Annotated in this window: 24 protein-coding genes and 1 pseudogene; 16 read left to right on the top strand and 9 right to left on the bottom strand. The window is 66.8% G+C overall.

Annotated features, from left to right (window positions below; genetic code table 11):
* Position 1: 1 nt before the first annotated feature.
* Entirely contained in the window at positions 2 to 346 is a 345-nt protein-coding gene (locus tag BRAD285_RS32385) for a hypothetical protein (protein ID WP_006615106.1), read from the bottom strand.
* Between the two features lie 900 nt (positions 347 to 1,246).
* On the opposite strand from BRAD285_RS32385, the gene BRAD285_RS32375 reads away from it, so the two are divergent.
* A complete protein-coding gene (locus BRAD285_RS32375) occupies positions 1,247 to 2,578 on the top strand; it encodes an AarF/ABC1/UbiB kinase family protein (protein ID WP_006615105.1) in 1,332 nt (443 codons plus the stop codon).
* A 92-nt stretch (positions 2,579 to 2,670) separates the two neighbouring features.
* On the opposite strand, the gene BRAD285_RS32370 is transcribed toward BRAD285_RS32375, so the two are convergent.
* A complete protein-coding gene (locus BRAD285_RS32370; protein ID WP_006615104.1) occupies positions 2,671 to 3,846 on the bottom strand; it encodes a Gfo/Idh/MocA family protein in 1,176 nt (391 codons plus the stop codon).
* 12 nt (positions 3,847 to 3,858) lie between these two features.
* Complete coding sequence (locus BRAD285_RS32365; RefSeq protein WP_006615103.1) at positions 3,859 to 4,914, bottom strand: sugar phosphate isomerase/epimerase; 1,056 nt, start codon at positions 4,912 to 4,914, stop codon at positions 3,859 to 3,861.
* Positions 4,915 to 5,224: 310 nt separating this feature from the next.
* Between BRAD285_RS32365 and BRAD285_RS32360 the strand changes: the two genes are divergently transcribed.
* Positions 5,225 to 5,971, top strand: coding sequence for a DUF2786 domain-containing protein (locus tag BRAD285_RS32360; RefSeq protein ID WP_006615102.1), 747 nt, complete (start codon positions 5,225 to 5,227; stop codon positions 5,969 to 5,971).
* A gap of 332 nt (positions 5,972 to 6,303) precedes the next feature.
* Here the strand turns inward: BRAD285_RS32360 and BRAD285_RS32355 are convergent, their stop codons facing one another.
* On the bottom strand, positions 6,304 to 6,900 hold the full coding sequence (locus tag BRAD285_RS32355; RefSeq protein ID WP_006615101.1) for a hypothetical protein: 597 nt from the start codon (positions 6,898 to 6,900) through the stop codon (positions 6,304 to 6,306).
* Positions 6,901 to 7,064: 164 nt separating this feature from the next.
* Here BRAD285_RS32355 and BRAD285_RS32350 point away from each other — a divergent pair, with 164 nt between their 5' ends.
* Positions 7,065 to 7,400, top strand: coding sequence for an MmcQ/YjbR family DNA-binding protein (locus BRAD285_RS32350; protein ID WP_006615100.1), 336 nt, complete (start codon positions 7,065 to 7,067; stop codon positions 7,398 to 7,400).
* Between the two features lie 172 nt (positions 7,401 to 7,572).
* Positions 7,573 to 7,917, top strand: coding sequence for a carboxymuconolactone decarboxylase family protein (locus BRAD285_RS32345; RefSeq protein WP_006615099.1), 345 nt, complete (start codon positions 7,573 to 7,575; stop codon positions 7,915 to 7,917).
* Positions 7,918 to 7,935: 18 nt separating this feature from the next.
* Here the strand turns inward: BRAD285_RS32345 and BRAD285_RS32340 are convergent, their stop codons facing one another.
* Entirely contained in the window at positions 7,936 to 9,000 is a 1,065-nt protein-coding gene (locus tag BRAD285_RS32340; protein WP_006615098.1) for a hypothetical protein, read from the bottom strand.
* 497 nt (positions 9,001 to 9,497) lie between these two features.
* On the opposite strand from BRAD285_RS32340, the gene BRAD285_RS32335 reads away from it, so the two are divergent.
* From BRAD285_RS32335 to BRAD285_RS32320, 3 genes are all read left to right on the top strand, one after another.
* On the top strand, positions 9,498 to 9,995 hold the full coding sequence (locus tag BRAD285_RS32335; protein WP_006615097.1) for a YchJ family protein: 498 nt from the start codon (positions 9,498 to 9,500) through the stop codon (positions 9,993 to 9,995).
* A gap of 483 nt (positions 9,996 to 10,478) precedes the next feature.
* Entirely contained in the window at positions 10,479 to 11,987 is a 1,509-nt protein-coding gene (locus BRAD285_RS32330; RefSeq protein WP_006611745.1) for a glycosyltransferase, read from the top strand.
* Positions 11,988 to 12,426: 439 nt separating this feature from the next.
* Positions 12,427 to 14,022 (top strand): hypothetical protein, encoded by a 1,596-nt coding sequence (locus tag BRAD285_RS32320; protein ID WP_006613263.1) that lies wholly within the window; start codon positions 12,427 to 12,429, stop codon positions 14,020 to 14,022.
* Positions 14,023 to 14,038: 16 nt separating this feature from the next.
* Here the strand turns inward: BRAD285_RS32320 and BRAD285_RS32315 are convergent, their stop codons facing one another.
* Positions 14,039 to 14,785, bottom strand: coding sequence for a GntR family transcriptional regulator (locus tag BRAD285_RS32315; RefSeq protein ID WP_006613262.1), 747 nt, complete (start codon positions 14,783 to 14,785; stop codon positions 14,039 to 14,041).
* A 198-nt stretch (positions 14,786 to 14,983) separates the two neighbouring features.
* Between BRAD285_RS32315 and BRAD285_RS32310 the strand changes: the two genes are divergently transcribed.
* From BRAD285_RS32310 to BRAD285_RS32290, 4 genes and pseudogenes are all read left to right on the top strand, one after another.
* On the top strand, positions 14,984 to 16,018 hold the full coding sequence (locus BRAD285_RS32310) for an extracellular solute-binding protein (protein ID WP_006613261.1): 1,035 nt from the start codon (positions 14,984 to 14,986) through the stop codon (positions 16,016 to 16,018).
* Positions 16,015 to 17,085: pseudogene (locus BRAD285_RS36750) on the top strand (ABC transporter ATP-binding protein); the annotation flags it as partial. The gene BRAD285_RS32310 and the pseudogene BRAD285_RS36750, both read left to right, overlap by 4 nt.
* Positions 17,086 to 17,289: 204 nt before the next feature.
* Complete coding sequence (locus BRAD285_RS36745) at positions 17,290 to 18,087, top strand: ABC transporter permease (protein ID WP_035647332.1); 798 nt, start codon at positions 17,290 to 17,292, stop codon at positions 18,085 to 18,087.
* Positions 18,088 to 18,091: 4 nt separating this feature from the next.
* On the top strand, positions 18,092 to 18,997 hold the full coding sequence (locus BRAD285_RS32290) for a polysaccharide deacetylase family protein (RefSeq protein WP_006613259.1): 906 nt from the start codon (positions 18,092 to 18,094) through the stop codon (positions 18,995 to 18,997).
* 3 nt (positions 18,998 to 19,000) lie between these two features.
* Here the strand turns inward: BRAD285_RS32290 and BRAD285_RS35960 are convergent, their stop codons facing one another.
* Positions 19,001 to 19,153, bottom strand: coding sequence for a hypothetical protein (locus BRAD285_RS35960; protein WP_172889848.1), 153 nt, complete (start codon positions 19,151 to 19,153; stop codon positions 19,001 to 19,003).
* Positions 19,154 to 19,198: 45 nt separating this feature from the next.
* Here BRAD285_RS35960 and BRAD285_RS32285 point away from each other — a divergent pair, with 45 nt between their 5' ends.
* Positions 19,199 to 20,080, top strand: a complete 882-nt coding sequence (locus BRAD285_RS32285; protein ID WP_006613258.1) for an NAD-dependent protein deacetylase — start codon at positions 19,199 to 19,201, stop codon at positions 20,078 to 20,080.
* 262 nt (positions 20,081 to 20,342) lie between these two features.
* On the opposite strand, the gene BRAD285_RS35955 is transcribed toward BRAD285_RS32285, so the two are convergent.
* Positions 20,343 to 20,516 (bottom strand): hypothetical protein, encoded by a 174-nt coding sequence (locus BRAD285_RS35955; protein WP_006614424.1) that lies wholly within the window; start codon positions 20,514 to 20,516, stop codon positions 20,343 to 20,345.
* Positions 20,517 to 20,729: 213 nt separating this feature from the next.
* On the opposite strand from BRAD285_RS35955, the gene BRAD285_RS32280 reads away from it, so the two are divergent.
* A complete protein-coding gene (locus BRAD285_RS32280; protein ID WP_006614423.1) occupies positions 20,730 to 20,975 on the top strand; it encodes a hypothetical protein in 246 nt (81 codons plus the stop codon).
* Between the two features lie 111 nt (positions 20,976 to 21,086).
* On the opposite strand, the gene BRAD285_RS32275 is transcribed toward BRAD285_RS32280, so the two are convergent.
* Entirely contained in the window at positions 21,087 to 22,391 is a 1,305-nt protein-coding gene (locus BRAD285_RS32275) for a sorbosone dehydrogenase family protein (protein ID WP_006614422.1), read from the bottom strand.
* A gap of 362 nt (positions 22,392 to 22,753) precedes the next feature.
* Here BRAD285_RS32275 and BRAD285_RS32270 point away from each other — a divergent pair, with 362 nt between their 5' ends.
* From BRAD285_RS32270 to BRAD285_RS32260, 3 genes are all read left to right on the top strand, one after another.
* The gene (locus BRAD285_RS32270; protein ID WP_006614421.1) at positions 22,754 to 24,079 is read left to right on the top strand and encodes a DUF3422 domain-containing protein; all 1,326 of its coding nucleotides are present in this window, start codon (positions 22,754 to 22,756) and stop codon (positions 24,077 to 24,079) included.
* Positions 24,080 to 24,217: 138 nt separating this feature from the next.
* A complete protein-coding gene (locus BRAD285_RS32265) occupies positions 24,218 to 24,910 on the top strand; it encodes a DUF2848 domain-containing protein (RefSeq protein WP_006614420.1) in 693 nt (230 codons plus the stop codon).
* Between the two features lie 377 nt (positions 24,911 to 25,287).
* Positions 25,288 to 26,442: a glycosyltransferase gene (locus BRAD285_RS32260; RefSeq protein WP_006614419.1), complete on the top strand. Its 1,155-nt coding sequence runs from the start codon at positions 25,288 to 25,290 to the stop codon at positions 26,440 to 26,442.
* Positions 26,443 to 26,453: the final 11 nt, after the last annotated feature.

Here is a 26,453-nt window from a genome sequence, read left to right as displayed (position 1 = left end):
CCTAAGGGCCTCGGATGAGAGCGGAGGCTTCGTCGAGCATGTCTTGCTCGGTCGCATCTTCGCGCAGAGCAGGAAATTTTCCCTCGGCAGCCAGCCTCTGGGCGGCGACATCGAATTTTCTGCGAGCCACAGCGGCAAGCATCTCCCGCGCGGCGTCTTCGAAGTGGCGGCTCTCTTCGCCGCGGAGCTCGATCAAGGTATCGCGGAGATCCTTGGGCAGGTCTGCGAACACCAGCACCGCATTCGAAATGAATCCGGAGACGGACCGGCGCTCCCGAGCGGCCAGCGCGCGTATTTTCTGAGCGTCGCGTTCGTCCAAGCTGGCCGACAGGCTTACGGCAACCATGGCTTCCCTCCGACATTCCTATAGGTCTAGTGTACAACTATAGGCGTTTCACCCATTCATCAAGGTGTGCTCCAGAACCATCCTTTCGGACTCGGACCGGGGGCGTTTCTGCGAGACTGGCCCGGGACCTAGCAAAAGCCGTCTCGGGCTGGCTGAGTTCTGATTCTCACATAGGCTACTCTCGGCAAGGCGTCGCTGCGCCGGGAAGCTCGCTCTGCCTGTATCGTCGATGACGTGAGCAAGCGCGGTCTTTAGGAAAGGGTGGCAATCTCCGTTATCTTGCTTGCCGCGCCGGTCGTGTTGTTTCTGTAAAAAATAATTATCTTGCCATTTTTCGGAATTCATGGTTCTCTCTTCGCATCCCGGCCCGCGAGAGGGGCGCTTCGCGATCGTCACGAGACGTGGGGCCGGAGATGCGGTGGCTGCGAGTTTGCTGCAGCGGGTGTGATGCTCGCCGACGAACGGCAGGCTTGCGGACGTGAAGACGCGTGGTCCTGGCGCCCCGAGGCTGGCGCTAAGCTCATCTGGTCATGATGATCCGGAGAGCGACGGTGGCTAACAAGCCGGACACCGGGGAGATCGCGGACATAAGCGTGAAAACCATCGCGCGGGGAATGCCGGGTGTCCTCGGCTGAACCTGTGGTGACTGCCGCCTGCTTTTCTTTCTGCAGGCGGGCCATGGGTTGCGGCCAGCGCCCGGCATTCCCCGCGCCCTCTCATCTTCCGAGGGCGGAACGACCGGCACAACTCGGGCGCCATGGCGCCGCGGGACCGCGGCTCTGTGGGGTGCGCTGCCAGGCATCACGCCGGATTGGAGAACTGGACGCAGGTTTCGCTCGTATTCTTCATGGGCTGCCGTCTGCTTCCCATGCACTGCCGTCCGCCCTGGAGTTTCACCTGATGAATTCGACCCTCGACCGGCCGCTGCCACGCTTCTCCGCCGTGCCGTCGTCGCGGCCGGGGCGGCTGTTGCGGCTGGGCGGGATTGCGGCGGGGATCGCGGGCGGGGCGGTGACAGACGGCTTGCGGCAGCTCGCGCAGGGGCGGCGGCCGGGGTTGCCGGAGCTGTTGTTGGCGCCGGCGCAGGCGATGCGGCTCGCCAGCGGTCTCGCCGGACTGCGCGGCGCGGCGATGAAGCTCGGACAGATGCTGTCGCTGGATCCGGGGCTGGTGCTGCCGAAGGAGGCCGCGGCGCTGCTGGCTCAGTTGCAGGAGGCGGCGCCGCCGATGCCGCCGCCGCAGCTCGAGCGCGTGCTGGCGCGGGTCTGGGGCACCGGCTGGCGGGCGCGGTTCAAAAGCTTCGAGATGCGGCCGTTCGCGGCGGCCTCGATCGGCCAGGTGCATCACGCCGAGACGCTGGACGGCCAGCGCCTCGCCATCAAGGTGCAATATCCTGGCGTGCGCGCGAGCATCGACAGCGACGTCGACAACATCGCCACCTTGCTGCGCCTGCCCGGCCTGCTGCCGCGTGAGATGGACATCTCGCCGCTGCTGTCCGCCGCCAAGGCGCAGCTGCATGCGGAGGCCGACTATGCCGCCGAGGCGGCGCAGCTACGCGCCTTCAGCGATTTTCTTCGCGACGATCCGCGCTTCATCGTGCCTGCGCCGGTGACGGCGCTGTCGACGCCCGAGGTGCTGGCGATGGAGTTCGTCGATAGCCGGCCGATCGCATCGCTGGCGACGGCGGAGCCCTCGCCGCGCGATGCCGCCATGACCGCGCTGATCGACCTCACCCTGCGCGAGCTGTTCGTGTTCGGCACGATGCAGACCGATCCCAATCCCGGCAATTTCCGCGTTACGCCGGACGGCGGACGAATCGTGCTGTTGGATTTCGGCGCTGTCAGGCCCATCGCGCCGGAGCTGCAGGCCTCGTTCCGCGCATTGCTGGCGGCCGGGCTCGATGCCGACCATCAGGCGAGCCGCGCCGCGATGCAGACCATCGGCTATTTCGACGCGGCCACAGCGCCACGCCACCAGGACGCCATCGTCGACATGTTCCTGCGCGCGATGGCTCCGCTGCGCCAGCGCGGACCTTGCGACTTCGCGCACCACGACCTGCTCGCGGAGCTGCGCGACCGCGGCCTTGCGCTCGGCCTCGACCGTGACCTCACGCATGTGCCGCCGGCGTCGACGCTGTTTCTCCATCGCAAGATCGGCGGGCTGTACCTGCTGGCGACGCAGCTGCGCGCGAAAGTGGACTGCGCGGCCTGCGTCGCGCCTTATCGCGCATGAGTGCAGAGACGCTCATCGCCATGCACGCGTCGAGGCTGGCGCAACTGCAAGCCCTGCTGCCGCGAAAAGAACCTCTCGAAAGGCGTTCTGCCTCAGCCCATCCGCACCCACGCACCCCCACCGGCCGACGACTTCACCGCCGCGTCGATGAACTTCACTCCGGCCAGGCCGTCATCGACGGTGGGGAACAGCACCTCCCGATCCGGCTTGTCTCCGGCCCTCGCGGCCCGGATGGCGTGCGCCGCTTCGGCGTAGATGGTGGCAAAGCCCTCCAGGTAGCCCTCGGGGTGGCCGGAGGGGATTCGGGTGACGCGCGTGGCTGCGCCGAGTGCGCCGGCGCCGCCGCGGATCAGGAGCTGCTTGGGCCGCCCATAGGGCGCGAACCAGAGCTGGTTCGGATTTTCCTGCGCCCATTCGAGGCCGCCTTTGCTGCCGGAGATGCGCAAGGTCAGGCCGTTCTCGTGGCCGACCGCGACCTGGCTCGCCCACAGCATGCCCTTGGCGCCGCCTTTCCAGCGCAGCAGGATCTGGACGTCATCGTCGAGGCGCCGCCCCGGAACGAACGTCGTCAGTTGCGCGAGCAGCTCATCGAGCGCGAGACCGCTGACGAAGCAGGCGAGATTGTAGGCGTGGGTGCCGATGTCGCCGATGCAGCCGCCCGGGCCGGAGCGGGCGGGATCGGTGCGCCACGCCGCCTGCTTCTGATCGCTCTGCTCGAGCCGCTCGGTCAGCCAGTCCTGGAGATATTCGGCCTGCACCAGCCTGATATCGCCGAGCTCACCGCTTGCCACCATCGCCCGCGCCTGCCGCACCATCGGATAGCCGGTGTAGTTGTGCGTCACGACGAACACCTTGCCCGTCGACCGGACCAGCGCCACCAGCTCCTCGGCTTCCGCGACGGTGGTCGTCAGCGGCTTGTCGCAGATGACGTGGATGCCGGCCCGCAGGAAGGCCTTCGCGATGGGGGCATGCATGTGGTTGGGCGTGACGATCGAGACCGCCTCGATGCCGTCGGGACGCGCGGCTTCCGCCTTGGCCATGTCTTCAAACGAGCCATAGGCGCGATCGTCGGCGATGCCGATCTCCCTCGCCGAGGCCTTGGCGCGGGCCGGGTCGGAGGCGAGCGCGCCGGCGACCAGCTCGAACTGATCGTCGATGCGTGCGGCGATTCGATGCACTGCGCCGATGAAGGCGCCCTGTCCGCCGCCGACCATGCCGAGGCGGATGCGTGCCTGTCGACCAGCTTCATGGCTTGCCGTGATGGCCATCTGCTCCTCCCTTCAAGCCAGGCCCAGCATCTTGCGGTTCGCGATGTCGTCGGCGCCGGAGCCCGCGAAATCGTCGAATGCCTTTTCGGTGACCTCGATGATATGGCTCCTGATGAAGCCGGCGCCCTCGCGCGCGCCCTGCTCGGGATGCTTGATGGCGCACTCCCATTCCAGCACGGCCCAGCTGCCATAGTCGTATTGCGTCAGCTTGGAGAAGATCGCGCCGAAATCGACTTGGCCATCGCCGAGCGAGCGGAAGCGGCCGGCGCGATCGGCCCAGCCCTGGAAGCCGCCATAAACGCCCTGGCGTCCGGTCGGATTGAACTCGGCGTCCTTGACGTGAAACGCCTTGATGCGCTGATGATAGATGTCGATGTAGTCGAGATAATCGAGCTGCTGCAGAACGAAGTGCGAGGGGTCGTAGAGCAGATTGGCGCGCCTGTGGTTGCCCACCCGCTGCAGGAACATCTCGTAGGACACGCCGTCATGCAGGTCCTCGCCGGGATGAATCTCGTAGGCGAGATCGACGCCATGCTCCTCGGCGTGATCGAGGATCGGCCGCCAGCGCCGCGCCAGCTCATCGAATGCCGCCTCGACGAGACCCGCCGGACGCTGCGGCCACGGGTAGATATAGGGCCACGCCAAGGCGCCGGAAAACGTCGCATGTGCGCTAAGCCCGAGCCGTCGCGACGCCAGGATGGCCCGTTTGACCTGGTCGACCGCCCACGCCGTGCGCGCCGCCGGATTGCCGCGCACCTCCGGCGCCGCGAACCCGTCGAACGCCGCATCATAGGCGGGGTGAACGGCCACGAGCTGGCCTTGAAGATGCGTCGACAGCTCGGTGATCGCCAGCCCATGGCGCGCCGCGATGCCGTTCACCTCATCGGCATAATCCTGCGACTCGGACGCCTTGTGCAGATCGAACAGCCGGCCGTCCCAGGTCGGGATCTGGACCCCCTCATAGCCGAGCGAGGCGGCCCAGCCGCAGATCGACTCCCAGGAATTGAACGGCGCCGCATCGCCTGCGAACTGCGCGAGAAAGATGGCGGGACCCTTGATCTGCTTCATCGCATGCTCCCTTCTTGCGTGGATTGGCGCGTGCCGGCGGAGCGCGATCTTGCCATCGCATCGGCGTGCCCGCCATCTCGGAACCGGCACGCATTTCACGACCAGTCTCAATTTGCTGCACGGTCGGTCGGGCAGGCGGGGGCGAAGAGGACGACGTGGAAAAGCCGCTGATCGAGCCATCCGACGCGCCAGGATTGGATCAGCCAGGATATAAGGAGCGAAGCCGATTGCGATCGTGGGGGCTCGTGAGCTCGCTGCCGGCACGGCGCGATACGCGCGCTTCGAGTCCTCGTCTGATGGAGACTGACCGGTGAGCCCGACCTCCAATGCCGCCGCCGACACTGTCGCGCTCGACAAGCTCAAGGCGCGCATCCAGGCCTTGCGTGCCAAGACCATCGCCAATGGCTGCACCGAGGACGAGGCGCTGGCGGCGGCGGCCAAGGTGGCCGAGCTGCTCGACCGTCACGATCTGTCGCTGTCGGACCTCGAGCTGAAGGCCTCGTCCTGCGAGCGCAAGGTCTACGAGACCCATCGCAAGAAGCGCATCCCGATCGATGACTGCATCGGCGCCATCGCGCTGTTCTGCGATTGCCGCGTATGGCGGGAGAAGAACGCGGCCGGCGACAACATCTACGTGTTCTTCGGGCTGCCGGCGGATGTCGAGGTCGCGCATTACCTGACCGAGCTGATCGACAATTCCGTGCGCGCCGAGCTCGGCCGCTACAAGACCTCGATCGATTACGCCCGCTTCCGTCACCAGCACCGCCACCTCGCCAACGCCTCCTTCGCGCTCGGCATGGTCGCCTCGATCGCCGAGCGGCTAGTCGCGCTGAAGAAGAGCCGCGATCAGGTCAACGCCTCGACCGGCCGCGGCCTGGTGGTGCTCAAGACCTCGGTGGTCGATGCCGAGTTCGGCAAGCTCGACATGCGGCTGCGCGCTCCGCGCAGCGCGAGCCGCATGGTCTCGATGACCGCCTACGAAGCCGGCGGCGTGGCCGGAGCGACGCTGGCGATCAATCCCGGTCTCGACGGTGGGATGAAGCGGAGGGACGAGTGACGCGATTGAAGCGGCGGGGGGCAGCTGCGGCGAGCCCATCTTCAACGAAGCTGCACTGGGCTAAGAGCGCCATGGGCCGATGTTTGCTGGGGTACTAATAAATCAACTGAACCCTTCGAATCTTGGGCGCGACATTGCTCCGTATCGTTCGGCTGGTCCTCCCCATCATGATCTTGCTGCAGTCATGGTTGGCGCCGGGGAGCCGCGGGCTGAGCATGGCGCAGGCCGTGGCGATCCCTCATCTTTCAGCGTTCACGACACCTCGCGAGCGCCGGCCGGATCGGCTCGTCAAGAACAAAGAGATCTCATCGAGTGTGACGGATGGTGCGCCGTCAACTCTTCGGACCCGATCCCTTCAGCGCATTCCACGCCGCCTGATTAGCCTGGTCGAACGCCTTGCGGGACTCGCTCAGGGCGGCGCTCAGCACCGACCAGGACTCGCTGCCGGCCTGCTTCAGCTTGTCGAGGTGGGCTCCGGCCTGGGTCGCGTCCGATTTGAGCTGATCGAGAACAGTCTCGACATTGGCGCCTCCGGCGCTGGCCGCCTCGCGAAACCGGTCGGCGGCCTCGTGCCAGGCTTTCGCCTGCGCAGCCGCGATGTCCTTGAAGATGGCCTGCTGCTGCACCGCCTGCTGGCCGGCCGTATCGAAATAGGTCTTCATCTGCGCTTCGAAGCCGGCCCAGTGCTGGTCCAGTTCGGTCTTCGCCTGGGCCAGTGCCGCATCGCCGGCCGCCGCCTGGGTCTTGAGCAGGGTCTCGAGGTCGCTGCGGCGCTTCTTCAGGTCGGCCATGATCTCGGCGGTCTTGACCTTGGATGCGGCTTCCGCCTCGGCCGCCTTAATATCGAGCGCATCCAATGCGGCATCCATCTCGTGGAGGCGTTCCTTGGCCCAGTTCAGGTAGACGCTCATGCTGCTCTGCGCTGACATCATTGATCTCCTTTGATCTGACGGCGGTGAGCTTACGAAAACAACACCGTGTAGTTTTGACGTGCATCAACCCGCGAAAGGCCCCGGTTTCACGTTCCCGTGGCGGCGCGCCGTCATGAATGCTAATCATGTCGCCCGAGCATGAGCATGCGAAGATGGTCGAGATGACCGGTCGCGAATTTCAAACCCTCGCTGTGTCGTTCGCGGGCACTACGGTAGCGGCGCATTTCGATCGCACGGCGTTCAAGGCCAAGCGGATCTTTGCGACCTTGGCGGCGGATGGCCGATCCGCCAACCTGCTGCTCACGCCGGAGGAGCAGGGCCACTATGCCGGCCTGCAGCCCGGCGTATTTTGCCGCGTGCCGAACAAATGGGGTGACCAGGGCTGGACCACCGTGACGCTGGCGGAGGCCGACGTCCGCCTGCTGCGGACCGCGCTCGAAAGCGCCTGGCGGGCCGCTCATCCGCTTCCGAAGCCGCGATCGGCCCGGAAGCGATGACGGGCGAAAAAATTAGCCTCTCCGGCGAATCCTTTGCGCCACTCGCGGCCTCTTATGCGCGGAGACGATCGGTCTCGTTCGTATCGGAGCGGCTCGGCCTGTCGCGACAGGCCACCAAGGCGCGGCTGCACCGCGCCCGCCACTTGCTGCGCGAATATCTCAGGGGCTGATCATGACCGGATATCAAGATCCCAAGGACATCCAAGCCGTGCCGCAGCTGGTTGCGCTGGCGCCGACCGAGGCCAAGGCGTTCCTCGCGTTCAATCACGCCTGCGAACGTGCGGACAGCATCATCCCGCCGCGATATCGCGAGCTGATCGCGCTCGCCGTGGCGCTGACCACGCAATGCGCCTATTGCCTCGACGTCCACAGCGCGGCAGCGACGAAGGCCGGCGCCACGCGCGAGGAGCTGGCGGAGACCGCGATGATCGCGGCCGCCGTCCGCGCCGGCGGCACGCTGGCGCATGCGCTGCTGGCCCTGCGGCTGTTCGATGGGCATGCGCGAGACGGTGGCTGAAGTCCACCGCCGCCGCGCTCACACTCTGCGTCCGACCATCAGCAGGATGCCGCCGAGCTGCGGCAGCAGTGCCAGCAGGATCAGGCGCAGCATCGCGAAGTCGTCGGCGGACGGCGCCAGCCGTCCCTGCGTGATCCACGCGACCAGCTTGATGGCGGCCTCGGTTTGCGGATCGGCGGTCTTGCTCACCGCGGCCATCGCAGTGTCCAGGGCCTGGCGGCGCTCGGCCACGGCAGCCTCGCGCTCCCGACAGAACTTGCCGACGCCGCCCTTGCATTCGCGGTCCCGCGCCGCCATCGCATCGCCGAGCGCGGTCTGCGCCGCCTGCACCGCGGGCGTCACGCGCGAGGCGCGGGCCAGCGTCACGTCGCTGATATTGGTCGACGCGAATCCGATGCCGGCAGTCAGCGCGAACACGAATGTCATCACCCACACAATCCAGCCGGCCAGTGCCGAGGCGCGATGCCGCGCATGCCACAGCCTTGCGGCGCAGGTCGGCATCACCAGCGCGACCAGGTCGGCGGTGACGCCGATCGCCAGGAACATCCAGCCGGCGGTGCTGTTCGAGCCGAGCGAATGCGCGAACCAGCCATTCATGGCCATGCCGACCGCCGCCAGCGCCAGCGCGGCGAGCTGCAGCAGCACCGAGGAGACGGTGAGGCGCGGACCTTCGACCTTCGCGGGAGCTACGGGCGCGCTGGGGGCAACGATCTCGCCGTCGAGCGGCTGCGCGGCTTCGCGCGTCACCGTGGCCGGCACCACGGTCGCCGGCGGCACTGGGGACGTGATCGCCGCGGACGCTGCGCTCGCGGCAGCTTCCGTCCGTGACGTCTCCGCGGCAGCGGGCGTCTTCATCGGCGCTTTCGCCGGCTCGTTCACGAGCTCCAGGAAGTCCGGCATGATCAGCGTCTCGGACGCCAGCATCTCGTCGTCGAGCGCGGCTTTGATCTTCTCGGATTTGTCCGCCTTGTCCCCCTTGGCACGCGGCCGCGGCTTCACGACCTTGGGACGTTTCGGACGCGGCTTGGCCGTCTTCGGCTCTCGCCAGGGAATGATCGACGCAACAACGGACTCTTCAGCCATCGGGGCTGCTCCAACGGTTAACGATGGGCGCGAGTCTGCGTTTGCACGCAACGCTCCTCGCGCCGGCATCGGGGTCACTCAAGGATCGGGAGATGAGCAGCGGCCCGTATCGAAGGCGGGCCTAGTTTCTTGCGGCCTGGCTGGCGTCGCGCGAAGAAATCGTTGGCGTCTCACGCGCCCGCGCCGCCGATGATGCGGTGGGCTGCGGTCACAGGCGCCACGTAATGAGGCGGCGCCCGGAAAGTCTTGGTCGCGCGGGGCCGGGCAGGTCAGCCGTGCGCCCAACACCCTTGTTCTTAACCAATGGTTAACACGGATTCGCCGGTTTCGAAACCGCGCGAAGCGTGTGGTGCCCCAAGCTGCGGCGAACAATGGCACGTTGCGGCTTTGGAGTCACAACCGGCGCGTGAAGCGCTGTTGTTCATTCATCGAACGTCAGTGCCTCCGCCCACTGGCTGCGCTAGAATGCCGCTTCGGAATCGGAGTGCGCGCAAACGATGCAATGCCCCTGCGGCTCAGGCCGTCCTTACGATCGCTGCTGCGGTGTGTATCTGAGCGGCGATGCGCTGCCGCCAACGGCCGAGGCGCTGATGCGCTCGCGCTACACGGCCTATGCCCGCGCTGACATCGGCTACATCGAAGCGACGCTCGCGAGCGACCGGCGCGGCGCCTTTGATGCGGCCGCGGCGAAGGGCTGGGCCACGCGCGCAACCTGGCTCGGCCTGCGCATCGTCTCGACCGCGCGCGGGCAGGCGGGCGACGCCGACGGCGTCGTCAATTTCGTCGCCACCTATCGCGAGGGCGGCAAGACCGTCGAGCATCACGAGGTCTCGCAGTTCCGCCGCGATGGTGACGGCGCCTGGCGCTTCGTCGAGGGCGAGACGCGGGCGGTCGTCGGCGAGCCGAAGCGGGCAGCCGCGACCGCAAAGGTCGGACGCAACGATCCATGCCCGTGCGGCAGCGGCAAGAAGTTCAAGTTCTGCTGCGGCCGTTGAGTGATCCGCTCGGCCGTTTCGGATTTACGGAATTAGCGCTTGCTATTTTTCAGAAATCATGCTCTACTCCGCGCATCCCGTCCTCATGCAGGCTGGCGCCAAGCCTGATGACATGACATGTGATCGGGTGACGGGGGCAAACAAGCCGGTCCCCGGGGAGAGCGCGGAGCAGACGTTAAGCCCATCGCGCAGGGAATGCCGGTTGACCGGCTGGACCTGTGGTGACTGCCGCCTGCTTTTCTTCTTGCAGGCGGGCCATGGGTTGCGGCCAGCACCCGGCATTCCCTGCGCCCTCTCGCTTGCGAGAGTGCGAACGACTTGCAAACCCCGGGCGCGGAATGCGCCGCGGCATAGTTTATGGCTGACTGTCGTCATGTTTGGATACGCGTTTCGTCGACGCCGGGCCTCGTCACCCAGATTCCGCCATCACTCCGCCCAACGCGGCTGGCGTAGAGGGATGCAGTCCAACAAGGATGGTGCCAGGTGACGGAAGTGAGAGAGCATGTCCGGCAGGACCAACGGGAGCAGCCGCGGGCCGCAGCCGTCGAGAGCTCCACACCGATGGCCCCGTCGCCGCGCAAGGCGGCCATCCTCGATCATGCCGACCGGTTCGCCGAGACCCGCGCCGGCTGGCGCGACAAGTCCGCTTACTTCCATGCGGAGGATGAGCGCTATCTGCGCTTCCTGATTCCGCCGGGCAGCCGCGTGCTGGAAATCGGCTGCGGCATTGGTGACACGCTGGCGGCGCTGGGGCCGTCCTATGGCGTCGGCATCGACATCAGCAGCAGGCAGATCGCGATTGCGCGCGACCGGCATCCCGATCTCACCTTCATCGCCGGTGACGCCGAGAATCCCGCAACGTTCATGGCCGTGTCAGGTCCGTTCGATGTGATCCTGGTGCTCGACACCATCGGCTCGCTCGACGACTGCCAGCGCTTCATCGAGCACCTGCATCCGCTGTGCACGCGCGAGACCCGGCTCGTCATCGGCCACTTCTCGCACCTCTGGTATCCGCTTCTGAAGGTCGCGGAGTCGATGGGCCTGCGCATGCCGCAGCCCGATCAGAACGTGCTGTCGCCCGCGGACCTGCGCAATCTCGCATGTCTCGCCGATTTTGATGCCGTGAAGTCCGAGCAGCGCCTGCTGTCGCCGCTGCATCTCGCCGGCGTCGGCCGCTTCGCCAACCGCTTCCTCAGCGTGCTGCCCGGTCTGCGCGCACTGTCGCTGCGGCACTATATGGTCGCGCGGTCGATGCGCTGTGTGTCCGATGATGTCCGCTCGGCCACGGTCGTGATCCCCGCGCGCAACGAGCGCGGCAACATCGCGCCCGCCGTGCAGCGCATCGCCGCGTTCTGCCAGGACATCGAGATCATCTTCATCGAGGGCCAGAGCAAGGACGGCACCTATGAGGAGATGGAGCGGGTGCGAGCCGCTTTTCCGGATCACGACATGAAGCTGATGCGCCAGCCCGGCAAGGGCAAGGCGGATGCGGTGTTCACCGCGTTCGACGCCGCGCGCGGCGACGTGCTGATGATCCTCGACGCCGACCTCACCGTGCCGCCAGAGCAACTGCCGAAGTTCTTCGAGGCGCTACGCTCCGGCAAGGGCGAGTTCATCAACGGCTCACGTTTGGTGTACGCGATGGACGAGGGCGCGATGCGCTTCCTCAATCTCATCGCCAACAAGACCTTCTCCTATCTGTTCTCCTGGCTACTGAATCAGCGCTACACCGATACGCTGTGCGGCACCAAGGTGCTCCGTCGCAGCGACTATCTCAGGCTCAAGGCCGGCAAGGCCTATTTCGGCGATTTCGATCCGTTCGGCGATTTCGACCTGATCTTCGGCGCCTCCAAGCTGAACCTGAAGACCATCGACCTGCCGATCCGCTACGCCGCGCGCAGCTACGGCGAAACCCAGATCTCCCGTTTCCGCCACGGCTGGATGCTGCTGAAGATGGTCGTGTTCGCCTTCTTCAAGATCAAGGCGATCTGAGGATGGCCTGCGTGGAGCGGATGGCGCCTTGGGCGTTTAATGGTCCCTCGTGCGTCGTGCGCGGTCCGCTCCCTCACCCCGTTTGCGCCATGGCTATCGCAGATGGAAATTCTAGGCTGTCGCGGCGGACAATTCTGCCGGTTAGTTACTCCGTCATGCCCGGGCTTGTCCCGGGCATCCACGTGGATCTCAGCATGCCGTACGACGTGGATGGCCGGGACAAGCCCGGCCATGACGACGTGGAGAGAGACGAGCGCAAAACTGCGATCGCCATATGCGATAGCCCTGCCGCTGGTGCGGAGAGGGTCGGGGTGAGGGGGACTCTCCGCGAGTTCGGTGCGCGGAGAGCCCCCCTCACCCGGATTGCATCTTCGATGCAATCCGACCTCTCCCCGCAAGCGGGGCGAGGTGGCGACTGCGCCACGTTTGCGATGCCCGCATGACCAGGGGCGTCGACCCATTCGATCGCCTCACGCCGTTCGGCTGGCGCGGCGGCGTGGCCATGGCGCTGCTGCTGTCGCTCGTCTCATTCCTCCTCGTCGGCTACTTCACCGTCTATTGGCGCAACGCCGACATGGACTTCATGGTGATCTACAACGCGCTCGCCATGAACGATGGCGGCGCGCAGGTGTTCTTCGATCACCCGGCCTATCTCACCATCCTTTCGGTCAAGGCTTGGTTCGCCGGGCTGCATCGCCTCGGCCTGCTTGACGCCTGGACCTTGTCGGCTATCCCGCCTGCGTCGGATCGTGCAGCGTTCGATGCGGCAATGACATCTGCGGTTCACGCCGGGCGTGTCGCTGCGCTGCTCACCGCAGCCGGTATCCTCATCGCTTTTGCCGTTCTGGCGCGGTGTCTCGTCTCGGACTGGCGGATCGCCATGTTCGCGATGACCGCGTTCACGTTCTCCGGCGGCGTGCAGATGCATCTGCGCATCCTGCGTAGCGAGATGATCGCCGCCTCGTTCTGTATTCTCAGCTTGATGCTGCTGATCGTCGTCGCGCGGCACGCCAGCAACGCCCGCCCGCTCGTCATTGGTCTCGCCGCGATGCTCTGCATGCTCGGGCTTACCAACAAGGTGCATGCGATCCTGCTGGTCGCGGCGATTCCCGTTCTGGTGCTGCCGTTCGGCAGCGAGAGGGGCGCCAGTGCGGCGTTCTGGCGAACGTCGCGTGCCTGGGCGGCCGTCCTGGTCGCAGCGCTGGCCGCCATCATTGCCGCGAGCGCCGCGTGGCCGTTGCTCGCAGCCGGTTTCGATCCGGCGAACGCCACGGCCGCCGGCCTCAAGCCGCTGCTGCTCGGGCGCTTCGGCATCTATCAGCTTGCGCTGCTCGGTGTCATCGCAGCCTGCATGGTCCTGTACGCCCGGCTCTGGCGCGTGAGCGCAGCCGAGACGCTCGTCGCCCTGCTCATGGCTGTGGCGGGTGCAAGCCTGGGCCTGCTGTCTCTGGATCTCAGCGACGACATCAACGATGTCGTCGTCGTGCTCAATCCCCTGGAGAAGATGATCACCTATGTCGATGCTCCCGAAGCCGCCGGCAGTCTCAGTGGCGCGATCGGCCTGTTGCTGTCCGGCCTGCTCGGCGTTATCAGGCGCTACACTTTCGTGCTGCAGCCCTCGGCGCGGCCGACGGTGTTCCTGATTTGGCTGATCATCCCCGGCATCGTCGTCGCCCTCAGGCGCGGCGAGCGGCAGGTTGCGCTGCAGGCGGCGCTGCTGATGCTGGCGGTCATCGGCATCGACACGCTCGGCGTCCGCCGCGGCCTGAAGGTCGAGTACTTCGTCCTCACCGATCCCCTGATCATCATCGCCGGCGTGATCCTGCTCGAGCGTCTCGCCGATGTCAGCTTTTCCCGCTTCGCCTATCCGATCGGCGCCACGCTGCTGGTGCTGCATGTCGGCATCAGCCAGGCCGAGCCGGTCAAGATGGCGCTGAAGCGCCAGGGGCCCGAGACTGTGTGCGAATGGCACGACTACTACATGCCGCGGCTGGAGCTGCCCTGGTGCCCACCCGCAAGCCCGCCGCGGAGTTGACCATGCGCCGGCGCAGTCATCCCGATTGCGCCGACCGCGTCTTGCGCCGCAGCGGTTTCACGGGAGCGAAGATCGCCGCGAGATCCTCGCTCTCCGAGCTCTCGGTGGCGTCGAGCCGCAGCCGGCCCTCGACATGCAGGAAGTGCTCGCGCGACACCGCGATGGCTCGCAGGAGGTCGCGGTCGCGCAGCGCCGCGACGATGGCGCCGTGCTCGTCGACCGCGCAGATCGACTGCGCCGCGGGCTCATACACGGAGACCATCACCGAGGATCGGCTGAGCAGGTCACCCAGCATGCGCGACAATTCCGGATTACCGATGGAGTCGACGAGATGAACGTGAAAGGCGCCGGACAGCCTGACGGAGGCGGCACGGTCGCCGCGCTGGGCGGCGGCGCGCTCCTCAGCCAGATGCGCGTCGAGGCGGGCGAGCAGGAGATCATCGACCCGCAGGACCAACTGGCTGAGCACACCGGCCTCGAGCACGCGATGCGCCTCATAGACTCGCCGGACATCCTCGAGCGTCGGACGCGGCACCCGCGCGCCGCGATTGGGGATCATCTCCAGCCGCCGCTCGGCGCCCAACCGATGCAGGACTTTCCGGATGCGCTCGCGCGACACGCCGAAGATCGACGCCAGCGGCGTCTCGGCGAGCTTGGTGCCGGCCTTCAGCTGGCCCTCCAGCAGCGCGCGCAAAACGGCCTGGTACACCGCCTCGTCCTCGGCGGGATTGGCCTTCCCGATTCGCTGCGCTCGCATCGTCATGCCCAACTGCTAGGCCCAAAGGCGCGGCAGGTCACCTCCAAAAAATGTGCACATTCTGCCCGCGGCCGGGCGGTCTCCGCGACGCGCAAAAGCGTCAAACCACTGGCACTACGGAATAATATAAAAATGTGCACATTTGGCATGACGCTTGCTGATCCCTCCGTACAAGCCTCGCGACAGCTCACACGGGATCCTCTCATGCATGCCTTCTCCCGCCGCCGCCTCCTCAAGACCGGTGCGGCCTTCGCCGCCACCTTCGCCGCGCCCGCGCTGGTGCGCGCCGCCCCGAAAGAGATCGTGATCGGCGGCCCCGCCGGCGCCGCCAAATACTTCAATGCCGATCTGTTTCCGGTGCTGGAGAAGAAGCTCGACTGCAAGGTGCTCTATGAGGGCACGAACTCGCTGACCAACCTGCAGAAGATGCAGGCCGACAAAGCGAGCCCGAAGATCTCGGTCGTGATCATGGACGACCCGGTGATGCTGCCCGCGGCCGCCGAAGGACTGATCACCAAGATGTCGTCCTCCAGCATTCCCAATCTCGGCAAGCTGGTGGGCGACGCCGTGCACCAGGACGGCATGTGGGCCAACTACCAGAAGCCGTGGGCCGGCATCGCCTACTCCACCAAGCGCGTGAAGACGCCGCCGGTGAGCTGGGCCGAGCTGTGGGACGCGAAATACGACTCCAAGATCGTCGTGCCGTCGTTGTCAAACACCGAGGGCTTCTGGACCTTGCTCGCCGCCGCGCATCTCGAGACCGGCAAGCCCTACAAGGAGGCGCAATACGACATCGACGCCGGCTTCAAGAAGATCAAGAGCCTGAAGGCCAATCTGCTGAACGTCTATACCAACGCGCCGCAGGCCATCAATCTGCTGGAGCAGGGGGAGGCCTGGATGATCGGCGGCCAGTTCTCGGCCTACACTTTGATCCGGAAAGCGGACGGCTCGCCGGTCGATCTCGCGATCCCGAAGGACGGCGGCTTCTCGATGCCGTCGGGCATTGCCAAAGTGACAGGCGCTCCGGCCGGCGATCTCGCTGATGCCGTCATCGACTTCTATCTCAGCCCGGAAGCCCAGAGCATCCTGGCCAAGACCGCCTTCATCGCGCCGACCAACCAGGCGACGCCGCTTCCCGCCGGCTATCCGGATCCGGCCTCGCTGTTCGCGCCCGACTGGGCGTTCATCGCCAAGAACCGCGCCGGTTGGGTCGACCGCTGGAGCAAGGAGATGACATGAGCGAGGCCGCGCCGCATCTCGTCATCAGCGGAGTCTCCAAACGCTTCGGCGTGGCGACCGTGCTCGAGCGCGTCGACCTCACCATCCGGCGCGGCGAGTTGGTCACCTTGCTCGGCCCGTCTGGCTGCGGCAAGACCACGCTGCTGCGTGCGATTGCCGGCCTTGCGCCGCCGGACACCGGCACGATCGCTCTTGCTGGGCGCGACGTCACCCATGTGCCGCCGCACCGGCGCAATGTCGGCGTCGTGTTCCAGAGCTACGCGCTGTTTCCGCATCTCACCGTGGCCGGCAACGTCGCGTTCGGGCTGAAGGTGCGCGGCACACCGAAGGCGGAGATCGATCGCGCGGTCGAGCGGGCGCTGGCGCTGGTCAAGCTCGGCCATCTCGGCAGCCGCCGCATCTCGGCCCTGTCGGGCGGCCAGCAGCAGCGCGTCGCCCTGGCGCGCGCCATCGCAGTCGAGCCGGACGTGCTGCTGTTCGACGAGGCCTTGTCGGCGCTCGATCGCAAGCTGCGCGAGGAGATGCAGGTCGAGCTGCGCCGCCTGCTGCAGGAGGTGAAGGCAACCGCGATCTTCGTCACCCATGACCAGGACGAGGCGCTGACGATGTCGGATCGCGTGGCGGTCATGAACAAGGGCCGCATCGAGCAGCTCGCCGCGCCGCGCGAGCTCTACGCGCGTCCGGCCAGCCTGTTCGCGCTGAACTTCGTCGGCCTGTCGACGCGCATCGCAGGCCAAGTGGTTGGCGGCAGCGACGGAACGGTCGAGGTGGTGACGCCGGTCGGCCGCTTGTCGGCGCGCGGCGCATTCCAGCTTGGCGCGTCGGTGATCGTGGCGACGCGACCGGAGCAACTGCGTCTCGGCGCTCAGGACGGCGCGAACTCTGCGGCCGGCCGGGTGCGCTCGATCGTGTTCCAGGGCTCGCGGACGCTCGTCGATGTCGACGCGGGTGCGGGCGCAAGCCTGCTGGCCGAACTATCCGGGCGCGAGGCGGAGGTGCCGCGCGTGCATGACGAGGTCCGCTTCGCCTGGCCGGTGGCGGAGACCTTCGCCTTCGCCGCGGAGGCGGGGCGCCCACCCATCCGCAATTGGGTTCAAAGAACCCATTCTGCGATTGCGGATGGGTGGGCAGCCGACGCTCGCCACCACCATTGCGAAAGCCTATCTGCTGGCGCGCGAGCCCGGCTTCGGTGCCGCCGCCGGCGTGGTGCTGCTGGCGATCGCCGTCATCGTCGTGGCGCTGAGCACGCTCTTATCGCGGGAGCCCAAGTGATGTCGCGCGCGGCCATCATCATCTGCTGGGTGCTCGCGATCGGTCTCGCGTTGTTCCTGGTGCTGCCGCTCGCGGTGATCGCCGCGGCGTCGTTCTCGCCGACGCCGGTGTTCGACCTGCCGCTGTCGGGCGCGTCGCTGCGCTGGTATGGCCGCATCGGCCGGCTCGACGGCTTCTGGCCGTCGCTCTCGGTGTCGCTGCAGATCGCGTTGCTGTCGACGGCGCTGTCGCTGGTCGCCGGCACGCTCGCCGCGATCGCGATCGCCCGCGGCAAGCTGCCCGGCGCCACCGCGCTCGGTACGCTGCTGGTGTCGCCCTTGATGATGCCCGGCCTCGTGCTCGGCATCGCGCTGCTGCAGTATTTCCGCATGATCGGCTTCACCGCGACCTGGAGCGCACTGCTGGTGGCGCATCTCGTGGTCACCTTGCCCTATGTCGCGCGCACCATGATCGCCGGCCTCTCCCGCTTCGACTTCACCCTGATCGAGGCCGCGCGCACGCTCGGCTGCACCTATGCCGGCAGCGTGCTGCGCGTGATGGTGCCGGCGCTGGCGCCGTCGTTCCTGATCTCCGGCCTGTTCAGCCTGCTGGCGTCGTTCGACAACTATCCGGTCTCGATCTTCCTCACCGATGTCCGCTCCAAGACACTGCCCATCCGCATGCTGCAATATATCGAGGAGGCGCCAGATCCGACGCTCGCCGCGCTCTCCACCCTCATTCTCGCCGGCACGCTGGTGCTGCTGCTGATCAGCGATCGCCTGGTCGGGCTGCACCGCATGGCCGGAACCGCGGACTAGTCTGATGAGCTCACAACCTGCCTTTCGCCGTGATCTCGTTGGCTACGCCGGCAAGCCGCCGCACCCGCATTGGCCTGATGGCGCGCGCGTCGCGGTGTCGCTGGTGCTGAATTTCGAGGAGGGCTCGGAGTTCTCGATCTCTGACGGAGACGCCCGCAACGAGGCGATCTACGAGGTCGTGCACCGGCTCGACGGTCCCGATCCCTGCATCGACAGCCATTTCGAATACGGCACGCGCGCCGCGTGGTGGCGCATCATGGACCTGTTCGATGCCCATGGCGTCAAGGTCACCGTCAGCGCCTGCGGCCGCGCCGTGGAGCGTTCGCCCGAACTCGCGCGCGATGCGGTGGCGCGCGGTCATGAAATCTCGGCGCATGGCTGGCGCTGGGAGAGCCATGCCGGCATGAACGAGGCCGAGGAGCGCCGGGTGATCGCGCGCACGGTCGAGACCATCAGGCGCGTCACCGGCCAACCTCCGCTCGGCTGGCACACCCGCTCGGCAAGCTCACCTAACACCCGTCGGCTGCTGGTCGAGCAGGGCGGCTTCCTCTACGACAGCGATGCCTACAACGACGATGTGCCTTACTACATCGATGTCGCCGGCCGGCCGCATCTCGTGCTGCCCTATGCCTTCGACAGCAACGACATGCAGTTCTTCAACGGCTCGCGCTTCCGCGGCGCCGATTTCGCCGACTATGTCATCGACGCCTTCGACTGGCTTGTGCGCGAGGGCGCGAGCGCACCGAAGATGCTGTCGATCGGGCTGCATCTGCGGATGATCGGCCGCCCTGGCCGCATCGGCGCGCTCGACCGCATCCTCGCGCACATCACCGGCAGCGGGGCCGCCTGGGTCGCGCCGCGCGCCGACATCGCCCGGCACTGGCTCGCGACAGTGCCGCCCGCGCGCTGAGGGTCAGTCGTCCTCGGCGAGATCGTCCGGCGTGAGCGGCAGCTCGATGTCGCCGCCTTCGCCGGTGGCGAGATCGCGGTCGTCCTCCGCCGGCAACCCGTCGTCGGGCTCGTCGAGCGGCCAAAGGCCGCGGTCGTGTCCGTTGCGTGGCGTCATGGCAGGTCCTCCCGGCGGGATAAGACCTGCGGCGCGCATTGGTTCATGTCGGCATCCCCGCGCTGCGGCGGTCTGGCGCAGCCGGGTTCCGGCGCCTACATGTGCGAGGCCATGGTCGATCCCACAGCGTTGAAATCCTTCCTCGACAGCCACAGCCGCATCGTCGTCCTCACCGGCGCCGGCTGCAGCACCAATTCCGGCATTCCCGATTATCGCGACACCGATGGGCAGTGGAAGCGCACGCCGCCGGTGACCTATCAGGCCTTCATGGGCGGCGAAGATACGCGCCGGCGCTATTGGGCTCGTAGCATGGTCGGCTGGCGCCGCTTCGGGCGCGCGCAGCCGAACGGCGCGCATCGCGCCCTGGCGCGGCTGGAGGCGCAGGGCAAGAGCTCGTTGCTGGTGACGCAGAATGTCGACCGGCTGCACCAGGCCGCAGGCGCCAGCAACGTCATCGACCTGCACGGCCGGCTCGATCGCGTGCGCTGCATGGGCTGCGGCGCGACCTTGTCGCGCGCGAAATTCCAGGACGAGCTGGCCCACGCCAACCCGCATTGGCTTGCGCATGATGCCGCGGATGCGCCGGACGGCGATGCCGATCTGGACGGCGTCGATTTCGCCGAGTTCACCGTGCCGGCCTGCCGCGCCTGCGGCGGCATTCTCAAGCCCGATGTCGTGTTCTTCGGTGAGACCGTGCCGCGTGAGGTGGTCGCGACCGCGCGCGATCATGTCGACCAGGCCGATGCGATGCTCGTCGTCGGCACCTCGCTGATGGTCTATTCCGGCTTCCGCTTCGTCCGCGCCGCCGCCGACCGCAACATCCCCATCGCCGCCGTCAATCTCGGCCGCACCCGCGCGGATGATCTGCTGTGGCTGAAGGTTGAGGCGCCATGCGACGAGGCGCTGGCGTTTTTGTTGGAGGGGTAGGTAGTAAGCAAGCCCCATCCCGCATAAGACGCGAGATCTTCCGGCTTGCTCGGTCTTACCTCGCCCCGCCAGGGCGAAGCAAAGCTTCGCTAGGGCGGGGAGAGGTCGGATTGCATCGTCAGATGCAATCCGGGTGAGGGGGACTCTCCGCACGGTCGGTGGTCGTGGCTGCCCCTCACCCCAACCCTCTCCCCGTAAAGGACGGGGAGAGGGAGCGCACCGTCGCTGCGGCGAGAGATCAGCTCACATGAGCGGAAATCCCTCACCGCGACCGCGGCTCCTCACGCTGCTCGATGCGATCCTTGTTGTTGACCTGCTCGCCTTCCGGCTTGCCGACGTCGATCGTCTTTCCCGACTGATTGCCGGGATTGTAGTGATACTGCCCTTCCTGCTTCTCGCCGGGCTGCTTCTGGTTCGGATTGACGTTGTCGGCCATGGTTCTCTCCTCGGGACGATTGCTGTCCCGGCGACAACGGCCCGGTCAGAGCCGGGTTCCGCGGCTGCTCGCCGCAGGCGCTCACGTCACCGCATGCCGAAGCGCCAGGTGAGTCGCCGCTGTGTGCGGACCGTCACGGAAGCTGTGTGCCGCCGGCGTCATGATCCCCGCATCGGCTGCACAGTGCAGCCGCAAGCAACAAGGGACACGGTCATGATCTCCAGCCTTCGCCTTCTCGCCGCCGCCGCCATCGTCGCGACCGCCGGCCTGCTCGCGTCAGCCCCGGCATCGCCGGCCAATGCCGGCTGGGAGTGGCTGCAGAACAAGGACTACATCCGCTGCCTGCAGCTCGTGAACGGCGGCTTCTTCACGCCCGCCAACGCCTCGCCGGCCGTGCAGGCGCAGCGCCGCGAAGCCGGCCGCCGCTACTGCAATCGCCAATATTACGGCCACGACTAACCGGGCACTTCGGCTTGCGACGGCGCTGCCGATGGCCACCTCGCCCATGGGAGAGGTGAGCCGGGCGCGCCGTGACCAGGTCGTTCGACTGATACCAGCGAGGGCGTCCGCTCAGGCCCCCGTCACGCGCCAGATGCAATTGCCGACGTCGTCGGCCACCAGCAGCGAGCCGTCCGGTCCGAGCGTGACGCCGACCGGCCGGCCGTAGGAGAAGGTCTCGTCGGGCGCCAGGAAGCCGGACAGGATGTCGCGCGCCGGGCCGGACGGCTTGCCGTTCTCGAACGGAATGAACACGACCTTGTAGCCCGACAGCTGGCTGCGATTCCACGAGCCGTGCTGGCCGATCACCATGCCGTCCGGAAAGCCCGGCAGGGTGCCCTTAGGCAGCCAGCACAGGCCGAGCGAGGCGGTGTGGCCGCCGAGCGCGTAGTCCGGCGTCAGCGCGGTGGCGACCAGCGCCGGATTCTGCGGCACGCGGTCGTCGACCGTCTTGCCCCAATAGCAATAGGGCCAGCCATAGAAGCCGCCCTCGCGCACGGATGTGAGATAGTCCGGCGGCGTCTCGTCGCCGAGCCCGTCGCGCTCGTTGACCACGGTCCACAGCACCTTCGTGTTCGGCTCGAACGCCAGCCCCACCGCATTGCGCAAGCCGGCCGCGAAGATGCGCGACGCACCGCTGGCGATGTCCAGCTCATAGATGCAGGCGCGGCCTTCCTCGACCTCAAAACCCTGCTCGGCGATGTTGCTGAGCGAGCCGACGCCGGCATAGATCTTGGTGCCATCAGGGCTGACCAGCAGGCTGCGCGTCCAGTGCCCGCCCGGCTTGAACGTCGTCAGCCGCTTGCCCTGCGCGGTGATACGCTCGGCACCGGCAGAGTAAGGGAAAGCGACGATGCCGTCGGTGTTGCCGACATAGAAGGTGTCGCCGACCAGCGCCATGCCGAACGGTTGGCTGAGATTTTCCATGAACGCGTTGCGCCGCTCGGCGGTGCCGTCACCGTCGGCATCGACCAGCCGGGTGATGCGGTTGGCACTGACGCCGAGCGCGGCGGCGCGGCGCATCGTCGCCTGCATCGCATAGCCGAACATGTTGCGCACCGGGCTCGGCACCTGCGTCGCCTCCGCGATCAGCACCGATTTGTCCGGCATCGTATAGATCCAGCGCGGATGATCGAGCCCGGTCGCGAACGCATTCACCTTCAGCCCCGGCGCCGCCACCGGCTTTTCGCCATCCTTCCAGCCGCGCGCCGTCGGCATCTTCAGGGTCGGCAGCATCCCCTGCGGCTTGGCCTGCGGAATCTGCGGCGCCGTCCCCCACGCCGGCTGCGGCGTGTCGCCTTGCAGCTTGCGCCACTGCAGCGCCGCATTGCCAACCAGCGCGACACCGCGCGCGACGATCGAGGAGAGCGTGGTCATGGGAGTCCTGTCGGGCTAAGTCAGACGGATGTGGTGGGAAGCCATCCGGCGATGGCGGAAAATATCCTGTCGTTATGGTCTACCACGCCCAAGGTGACAACTGCATGCGCTGCGGATGGGGGCTGCGGAGTCGCAGGCGGCGCAAGCCCTCAATCGATCTGCGGTCACCATGGCGCGGTCACTGATTTGCGCTAAAGTGCCGGGCGGACGCGAAGCGTGCGCGTGCGAGGGGGAGGTGGGAGCTGCATGATGGGGGTGATCGTTCCAGGCGTGGCCTCGCTTGCGAGGCGCGTTGCGGCTGCGGGCGCGTCGTTGACGCCGGCTGCCTCGATCCTTCGAGCCTTCGTCTGCGGAACCCGCCGATGACCGCGCTCGACATGGCCGCCTTCACCCCGCATCCCCTGCGCGACGCCGTGCTCAACGAGGTGCATGCGCGGCCGTTCACGCCGCTGACGCCGCCGGTCTCCGTCATCCGCTTCGCCGTCATGGCGAAAGGCGACAGCGTGAACGCCGACCGCGACAGCCTCGCGTCGTTCTGCGCAAAGCACGGCGCGCCGGCGCCGGAGCCCGGCATGAAGCACCACCAGGTGGTGATCGGCGCCGCGCGGCTGCGCTGGGAGCAGCATTCGGAGTTCGCGACCTTCACCTGGATCTGGAGCCCGCCGGCCAATGCGCCGAAGCTCGCCTTTGGCGAGATCGCGCCGGAGCTGCAGGCGCTGATCGCGTCGCTGAAGCTGTCGGGCGAGCTGCTGGTCGCGGTCAAGCTCGGCGTGGAGAGCGTCACCGATCCGGTCAAGCGTGCGGAGGCGCTGTTTGACAAGAGCAGTCTCGCATTGGTGGCCGTCAAGGGTTCGATCGGGGCGCTCGCTTCGGATTTCCGGCTCGACGCCGACGGCTTCACCCGCATTCTCGTTTGCATCGAGGGGCCGACGCCGGAGCGGCTCGGCGCGCTGGTGCAGCGGGTGCTCGAGCTCGAGACCTATCGCACCTTGGCGCTGCTCGGCCTGCCCGCCGCGCTGGAGCTGGCGCCGCAGGTCGATCGCATCGAGCGGCGGCTCGGCGAGGTGCTGGCGGAGATGCAGGGCGCCGAGACGCTGAAGATCAACAACCACCTGCTCGACGAACTCACCGAACTCGCGGCGTCGCTGGAGCGCGGCGCCACCGGTTCGCTGTTCCGCTTCGGCGCCAGCCGCGCCTATTGGGACCTGGTGCAGGCGCGGCTCACCGTGATCGAGGGCGAGCCGATCACGCCCTATTCGAGCTGGTCGTCGTTCCTGTCGCGACGCATCGCGCCGGCGATGCGCACGCTCAACACGCTGGAGCGACGGCAGGACAATCTGTCGCGCAAGCTGGCACGCGCCGCCGACCTCTTGCGCACCCGTGTCGACGTCGAGCTCGAGGGGCAGAACCGCGATCTGCTGCGCTCGATGAACGAGCGCACCAAGCTGCAGCTTCGCCTGCAGAGCACGGTCGAAGGCCTGTCGGTGGCCGCGATCGGCTATTACGTCGTCAGCCTGTTCGGCTACCTCGCCAAAGGCGCGCACGATGCCGGCCTGCACGTCGATCCGACCTTCGCCACCGCCGCCTTCGTGCCCATTGCGATCGCGCTGATCTGGTTCACCACGCACCAGATCCGCAAGCGGCACCTGAAGGAAGATCATGAGGCGGAGAAGGCGGGCAAGGACTGAATGCGCGGCCACCTGTCTCCCCTCATGGTGAGGCGCGCCGCTTGCGGCGCGTCTCGAACCATGAGGCCCCGGCTGCTGCTTGCCAGCGCCGGGCAGTACGGCTAAGCGGCAAGCTGGTCACGAAGAGGCAATGACACGATGAGCGGCACGACGATCGATTTCCAGGTTCACGCGGATGGAACGGCAGTACGGCAATCCATCACGCTCAACCGTCTCGTCATCGCCGGCTGGACCGGGCGCGATCCGGTCGCGCGCGACAAGCACATCGCCGAGCTGGAAGAGCTCGGCATTCCCCGCCCGGCGACGACGCCGATCTATTACGAGGTCGCGGCCAGCCGGCTGACGGTGGCCGAGACCATCGAGGTCTCCGGCGGCGACTCCTCGGGGGAGGTCGAGTTCGTGCTGGTGAAATCCGGCGGCCGGCTGCTCGTCGGCGTCGGCTCCGATCACACCGACCGCAAGGTCGAGACTTACAACATCACCGTCTCCAAGCAGATGTGCGACAAGCCGGTCGCATCAGAGCTGTGGCTGGTCGATGACGTCGCCGCGCATTGGGACCAGCTGATGCTGCGCGCCTATGCCACCATCAATGGCGAGCGCGTGCTGTATCAGGAGGGCGCGCTGAGCGGCATGCTGGCGCCGTCCGATCTGATCGCGCGCCGCTATGGCGAGGCCGGCCTGCCCGAGGGCACCGCGATGTTCGGCGGAACATTTGCAGCGAAGGGCGGTATCCGCCCGGCCGACCGCTTCGAGTTCGAGCTGGTCGATCCCGTGCTGAACCGCACCATCCGCCACGGCTACACGATCGCCCAGCTCATCATTGCCGGCTGACCGCGCGCCGCCATCACGTTCGTGTGCGGCGCCCCGGCGTTAACCACAACGCCGCGGCGCGTGGTTGCGGTCGTCGCGGGTGATGATGCTCGGCGCAGACGTTGGCGATCGCAAGGGCCTGTTAAGCAAGACCGCTTATGGTGCCCGAGTGTGCCAAAGCGGGCCAAAGTCTTGTTTCGCGTTCTGGTCCGGCACACGTCTGGCATCATCTGAGACGCGATGCGGCTTGCCGATCCCTAACAGATCCTTACTTGATAGCAATGGATTCGACGGGTCGGAGGAGAAGGGCGATTAACTAGAAGTTTAGGATTGGTTTTGTGCGCGTGAACGGCTCCCTTAAGGGTTTGTTTAAATACCCCGGGAATTGGGAGAGCACGATGCGCGTCGCGATCGTCCACGATTGGCTTTACGTTCTCGGTGGTGCCGAGAAGGTGCTGCAGGAGATCCTGCGCTGCTATCCCGGCGCCGACGTCTTCACGCTGTTCGACCTGCTGCGTCCCGAGGACCGCGCCAAGCTCGGGTTCGAGAAGTCGCACACCAGCTTCCTGCAGAACATGCCGGGCTTGCGGAAGTATCACCGCTCCTATTTGCCGCTGATGCCGCTCGCGATCGAGCAGCTCGATCTGTCGAGCTACGATCTCGTGATTTCCTCGAGCTGCGCGGTGGCCAAGGGCGTGCTCACCGGACCGGAGCAGCTGCACATCGCCTATGTGCATTCGCCCATGCGCTATGCCTGGGATCTGCAGCACCAATATCTGGAGGAGAGCGGCTACGCGACCGGCGTGAAGGGCTGGATCGCCCGCGCGCTGCTGCACAAGATGCGGATCTGGGATGCGCGCACCGCACACGGCCCCGACGCCATCTTCACCAATTCGCAGTTCGTCGCCCGCCGGATCAAGAAGATCTACGGCCGCGACACCAAGGTGATCTATCCGCCGGTGACCATCGGGCAGCGCGATGCGATCCTGCCCGTCGGCAACCACTTCCTCGCCGCGAGCCGGCTTGTGCCCTACAAGCGCATCGAGCCGATCGTCCGCGCCTTCAATGCGATGCCGGACCTCGAGCTGGTCGTCGCCGGCGACGGCCCGGAAGCGGCGCGCCTGAAGGCGATTGCGGGACCGAACGTGACATTCGCGGGCTTTGTGCCCGACAAGCAATTGCGCGACCTCATGACCACCGCGCGGGCCTTCGTGTTCGCGGCGGAGGAGGATTTCGGCATCATCCCGGTCGAGGCGCAGTCGGAAGGCGCGCCGGTGCTCGCGCTCGGCCGCGGCGGCGCGCGCGAGTCGATCCTCACCACCGGACCACGTCCGACCGGCATGTTCTTCGATTCGCCCGAGCCAGAGGCGATCGCCGCCTGCGTGCGCGCCTTCGTGACCAGGGAGAAGACGATCTCGCGGCTCGATTGCCGCCAGCGCGCCGGCTTCTTCTCGGCCGAGCGCTTCCGCAGCCAGTTCGTCGCGGCGGTCAACGAGGAGCTCGATCATTTCCGTGACGGTCATCAGGGCCGCGCGACACGTCTGATTGCGTAGTATGTGGTGCG

Source organism: Bradyrhizobium sp. ORS 285 (genome assembly GCF_900176205.1).
GTDB lineage: Bacteria > Pseudomonadota > Alphaproteobacteria > Rhizobiales > Xanthobacteraceae > Bradyrhizobium.
This window is presented reverse-complemented; position numbering and strand designations above follow the sequence as displayed.

Excerpts from the sequence above, each read along its gene's own strand:
- BRAD285_RS32385 (WP_006615106.1), bottom strand. The coding sequence starts at position 346 with ATGGTTGCCGTAAGCCTGTCGGCCAGCTTGGACGAACGCGACGCTCAG.
- BRAD285_RS32375 (WP_006615105.1), top strand. The coding sequence starts at position 1,247 with ATGAATTCGACCCTCGACCGGCCGCTGCCACGCTTCTCCGCCGTGCCG.
- BRAD285_RS32370 (WP_006615104.1), bottom strand. The coding sequence starts at position 3,846 with ATGGCCATCACGGCAAGCCATGAAGCTGGTCGACAGGCACGCATCCGC.
- BRAD285_RS32365 (WP_006615103.1), bottom strand. The coding sequence starts at position 4,914 with ATGAAGCAGATCAAGGGTCCCGCCATCTTTCTCGCGCAGTTCGCAGGC.
- BRAD285_RS32355 (WP_006615101.1), bottom strand. The coding sequence starts at position 6,900 with ATGTCAGCGCAGAGCAGCATGAGCGTCTACCTGAACTGGGCCAAGGAA.
- BRAD285_RS32350 (WP_006615100.1), top strand. The coding sequence starts at position 7,065 with ATGACCGGTCGCGAATTTCAAACCCTCGCTGTGTCGTTCGCGGGCACT.
- BRAD285_RS32345 (WP_006615099.1), top strand. The coding sequence starts at position 7,573 with ATGACCGGATATCAAGATCCCAAGGACATCCAAGCCGTGCCGCAGCTG.
- BRAD285_RS32340 (WP_006615098.1), bottom strand. The coding sequence starts at position 9,000 with ATGGCTGAAGAGTCCGTTGTTGCGTCGATCATTCCCTGGCGAGAGCCG.
- BRAD285_RS32335 (WP_006615097.1), top strand. The coding sequence starts at position 9,498 with ATGCAATGCCCCTGCGGCTCAGGCCGTCCTTACGATCGCTGCTGCGGT.
- BRAD285_RS32320 (WP_006613263.1), top strand. The coding sequence starts at position 12,427 with ATGACCAGGGGCGTCGACCCATTCGATCGCCTCACGCCGTTCGGCTGG.
- BRAD285_RS32315 (WP_006613262.1), bottom strand. The coding sequence starts at position 14,785 with ATGACGATGCGAGCGCAGCGAATCGGGAAGGCCAATCCCGCCGAGGAC.
- BRAD285_RS32310 (WP_006613261.1), top strand. The coding sequence starts at position 14,984 with ATGCATGCCTTCTCCCGCCGCCGCCTCCTCAAGACCGGTGCGGCCTTC.
- BRAD285_RS36745 (WP_035647332.1), top strand. The coding sequence starts at position 17,290 with ATGTCGCGCGCGGCCATCATCATCTGCTGGGTGCTCGCGATCGGTCTC.
- BRAD285_RS32290 (WP_006613259.1), top strand. The coding sequence starts at position 18,092 with ATGAGCTCACAACCTGCCTTTCGCCGTGATCTCGTTGGCTACGCCGGC.
- BRAD285_RS35960 (WP_172889848.1), bottom strand. The coding sequence starts at position 19,153 with ATGACGCCACGCAACGGACACGACCGCGGCCTTTGGCCGCTCGACGAG.
- BRAD285_RS32285 (WP_006613258.1), top strand. The coding sequence starts at position 19,199 with ATGTCGGCATCCCCGCGCTGCGGCGGTCTGGCGCAGCCGGGTTCCGGC.
- BRAD285_RS35955 (WP_006614424.1), bottom strand. The coding sequence starts at position 20,516 with ATGGCCGACAACGTCAATCCGAACCAGAAGCAGCCCGGCGAGAAGCAG.
- BRAD285_RS32280 (WP_006614423.1), top strand. The coding sequence starts at position 20,730 with ATGATCTCCAGCCTTCGCCTTCTCGCCGCCGCCGCCATCGTCGCGACC.
- BRAD285_RS32275 (WP_006614422.1), bottom strand. The coding sequence starts at position 22,391 with ATGACCACGCTCTCCTCGATCGTCGCGCGCGGTGTCGCGCTGGTTGGC.
- BRAD285_RS32270 (WP_006614421.1), top strand. The coding sequence starts at position 22,754 with ATGACCGCGCTCGACATGGCCGCCTTCACCCCGCATCCCCTGCGCGAC.
- BRAD285_RS32265 (WP_006614420.1), top strand. The coding sequence starts at position 24,218 with ATGAGCGGCACGACGATCGATTTCCAGGTTCACGCGGATGGAACGGCA.
- BRAD285_RS32260 (WP_006614419.1), top strand. The coding sequence starts at position 25,288 with ATGCGCGTCGCGATCGTCCACGATTGGCTTTACGTTCTCGGTGGTGCC.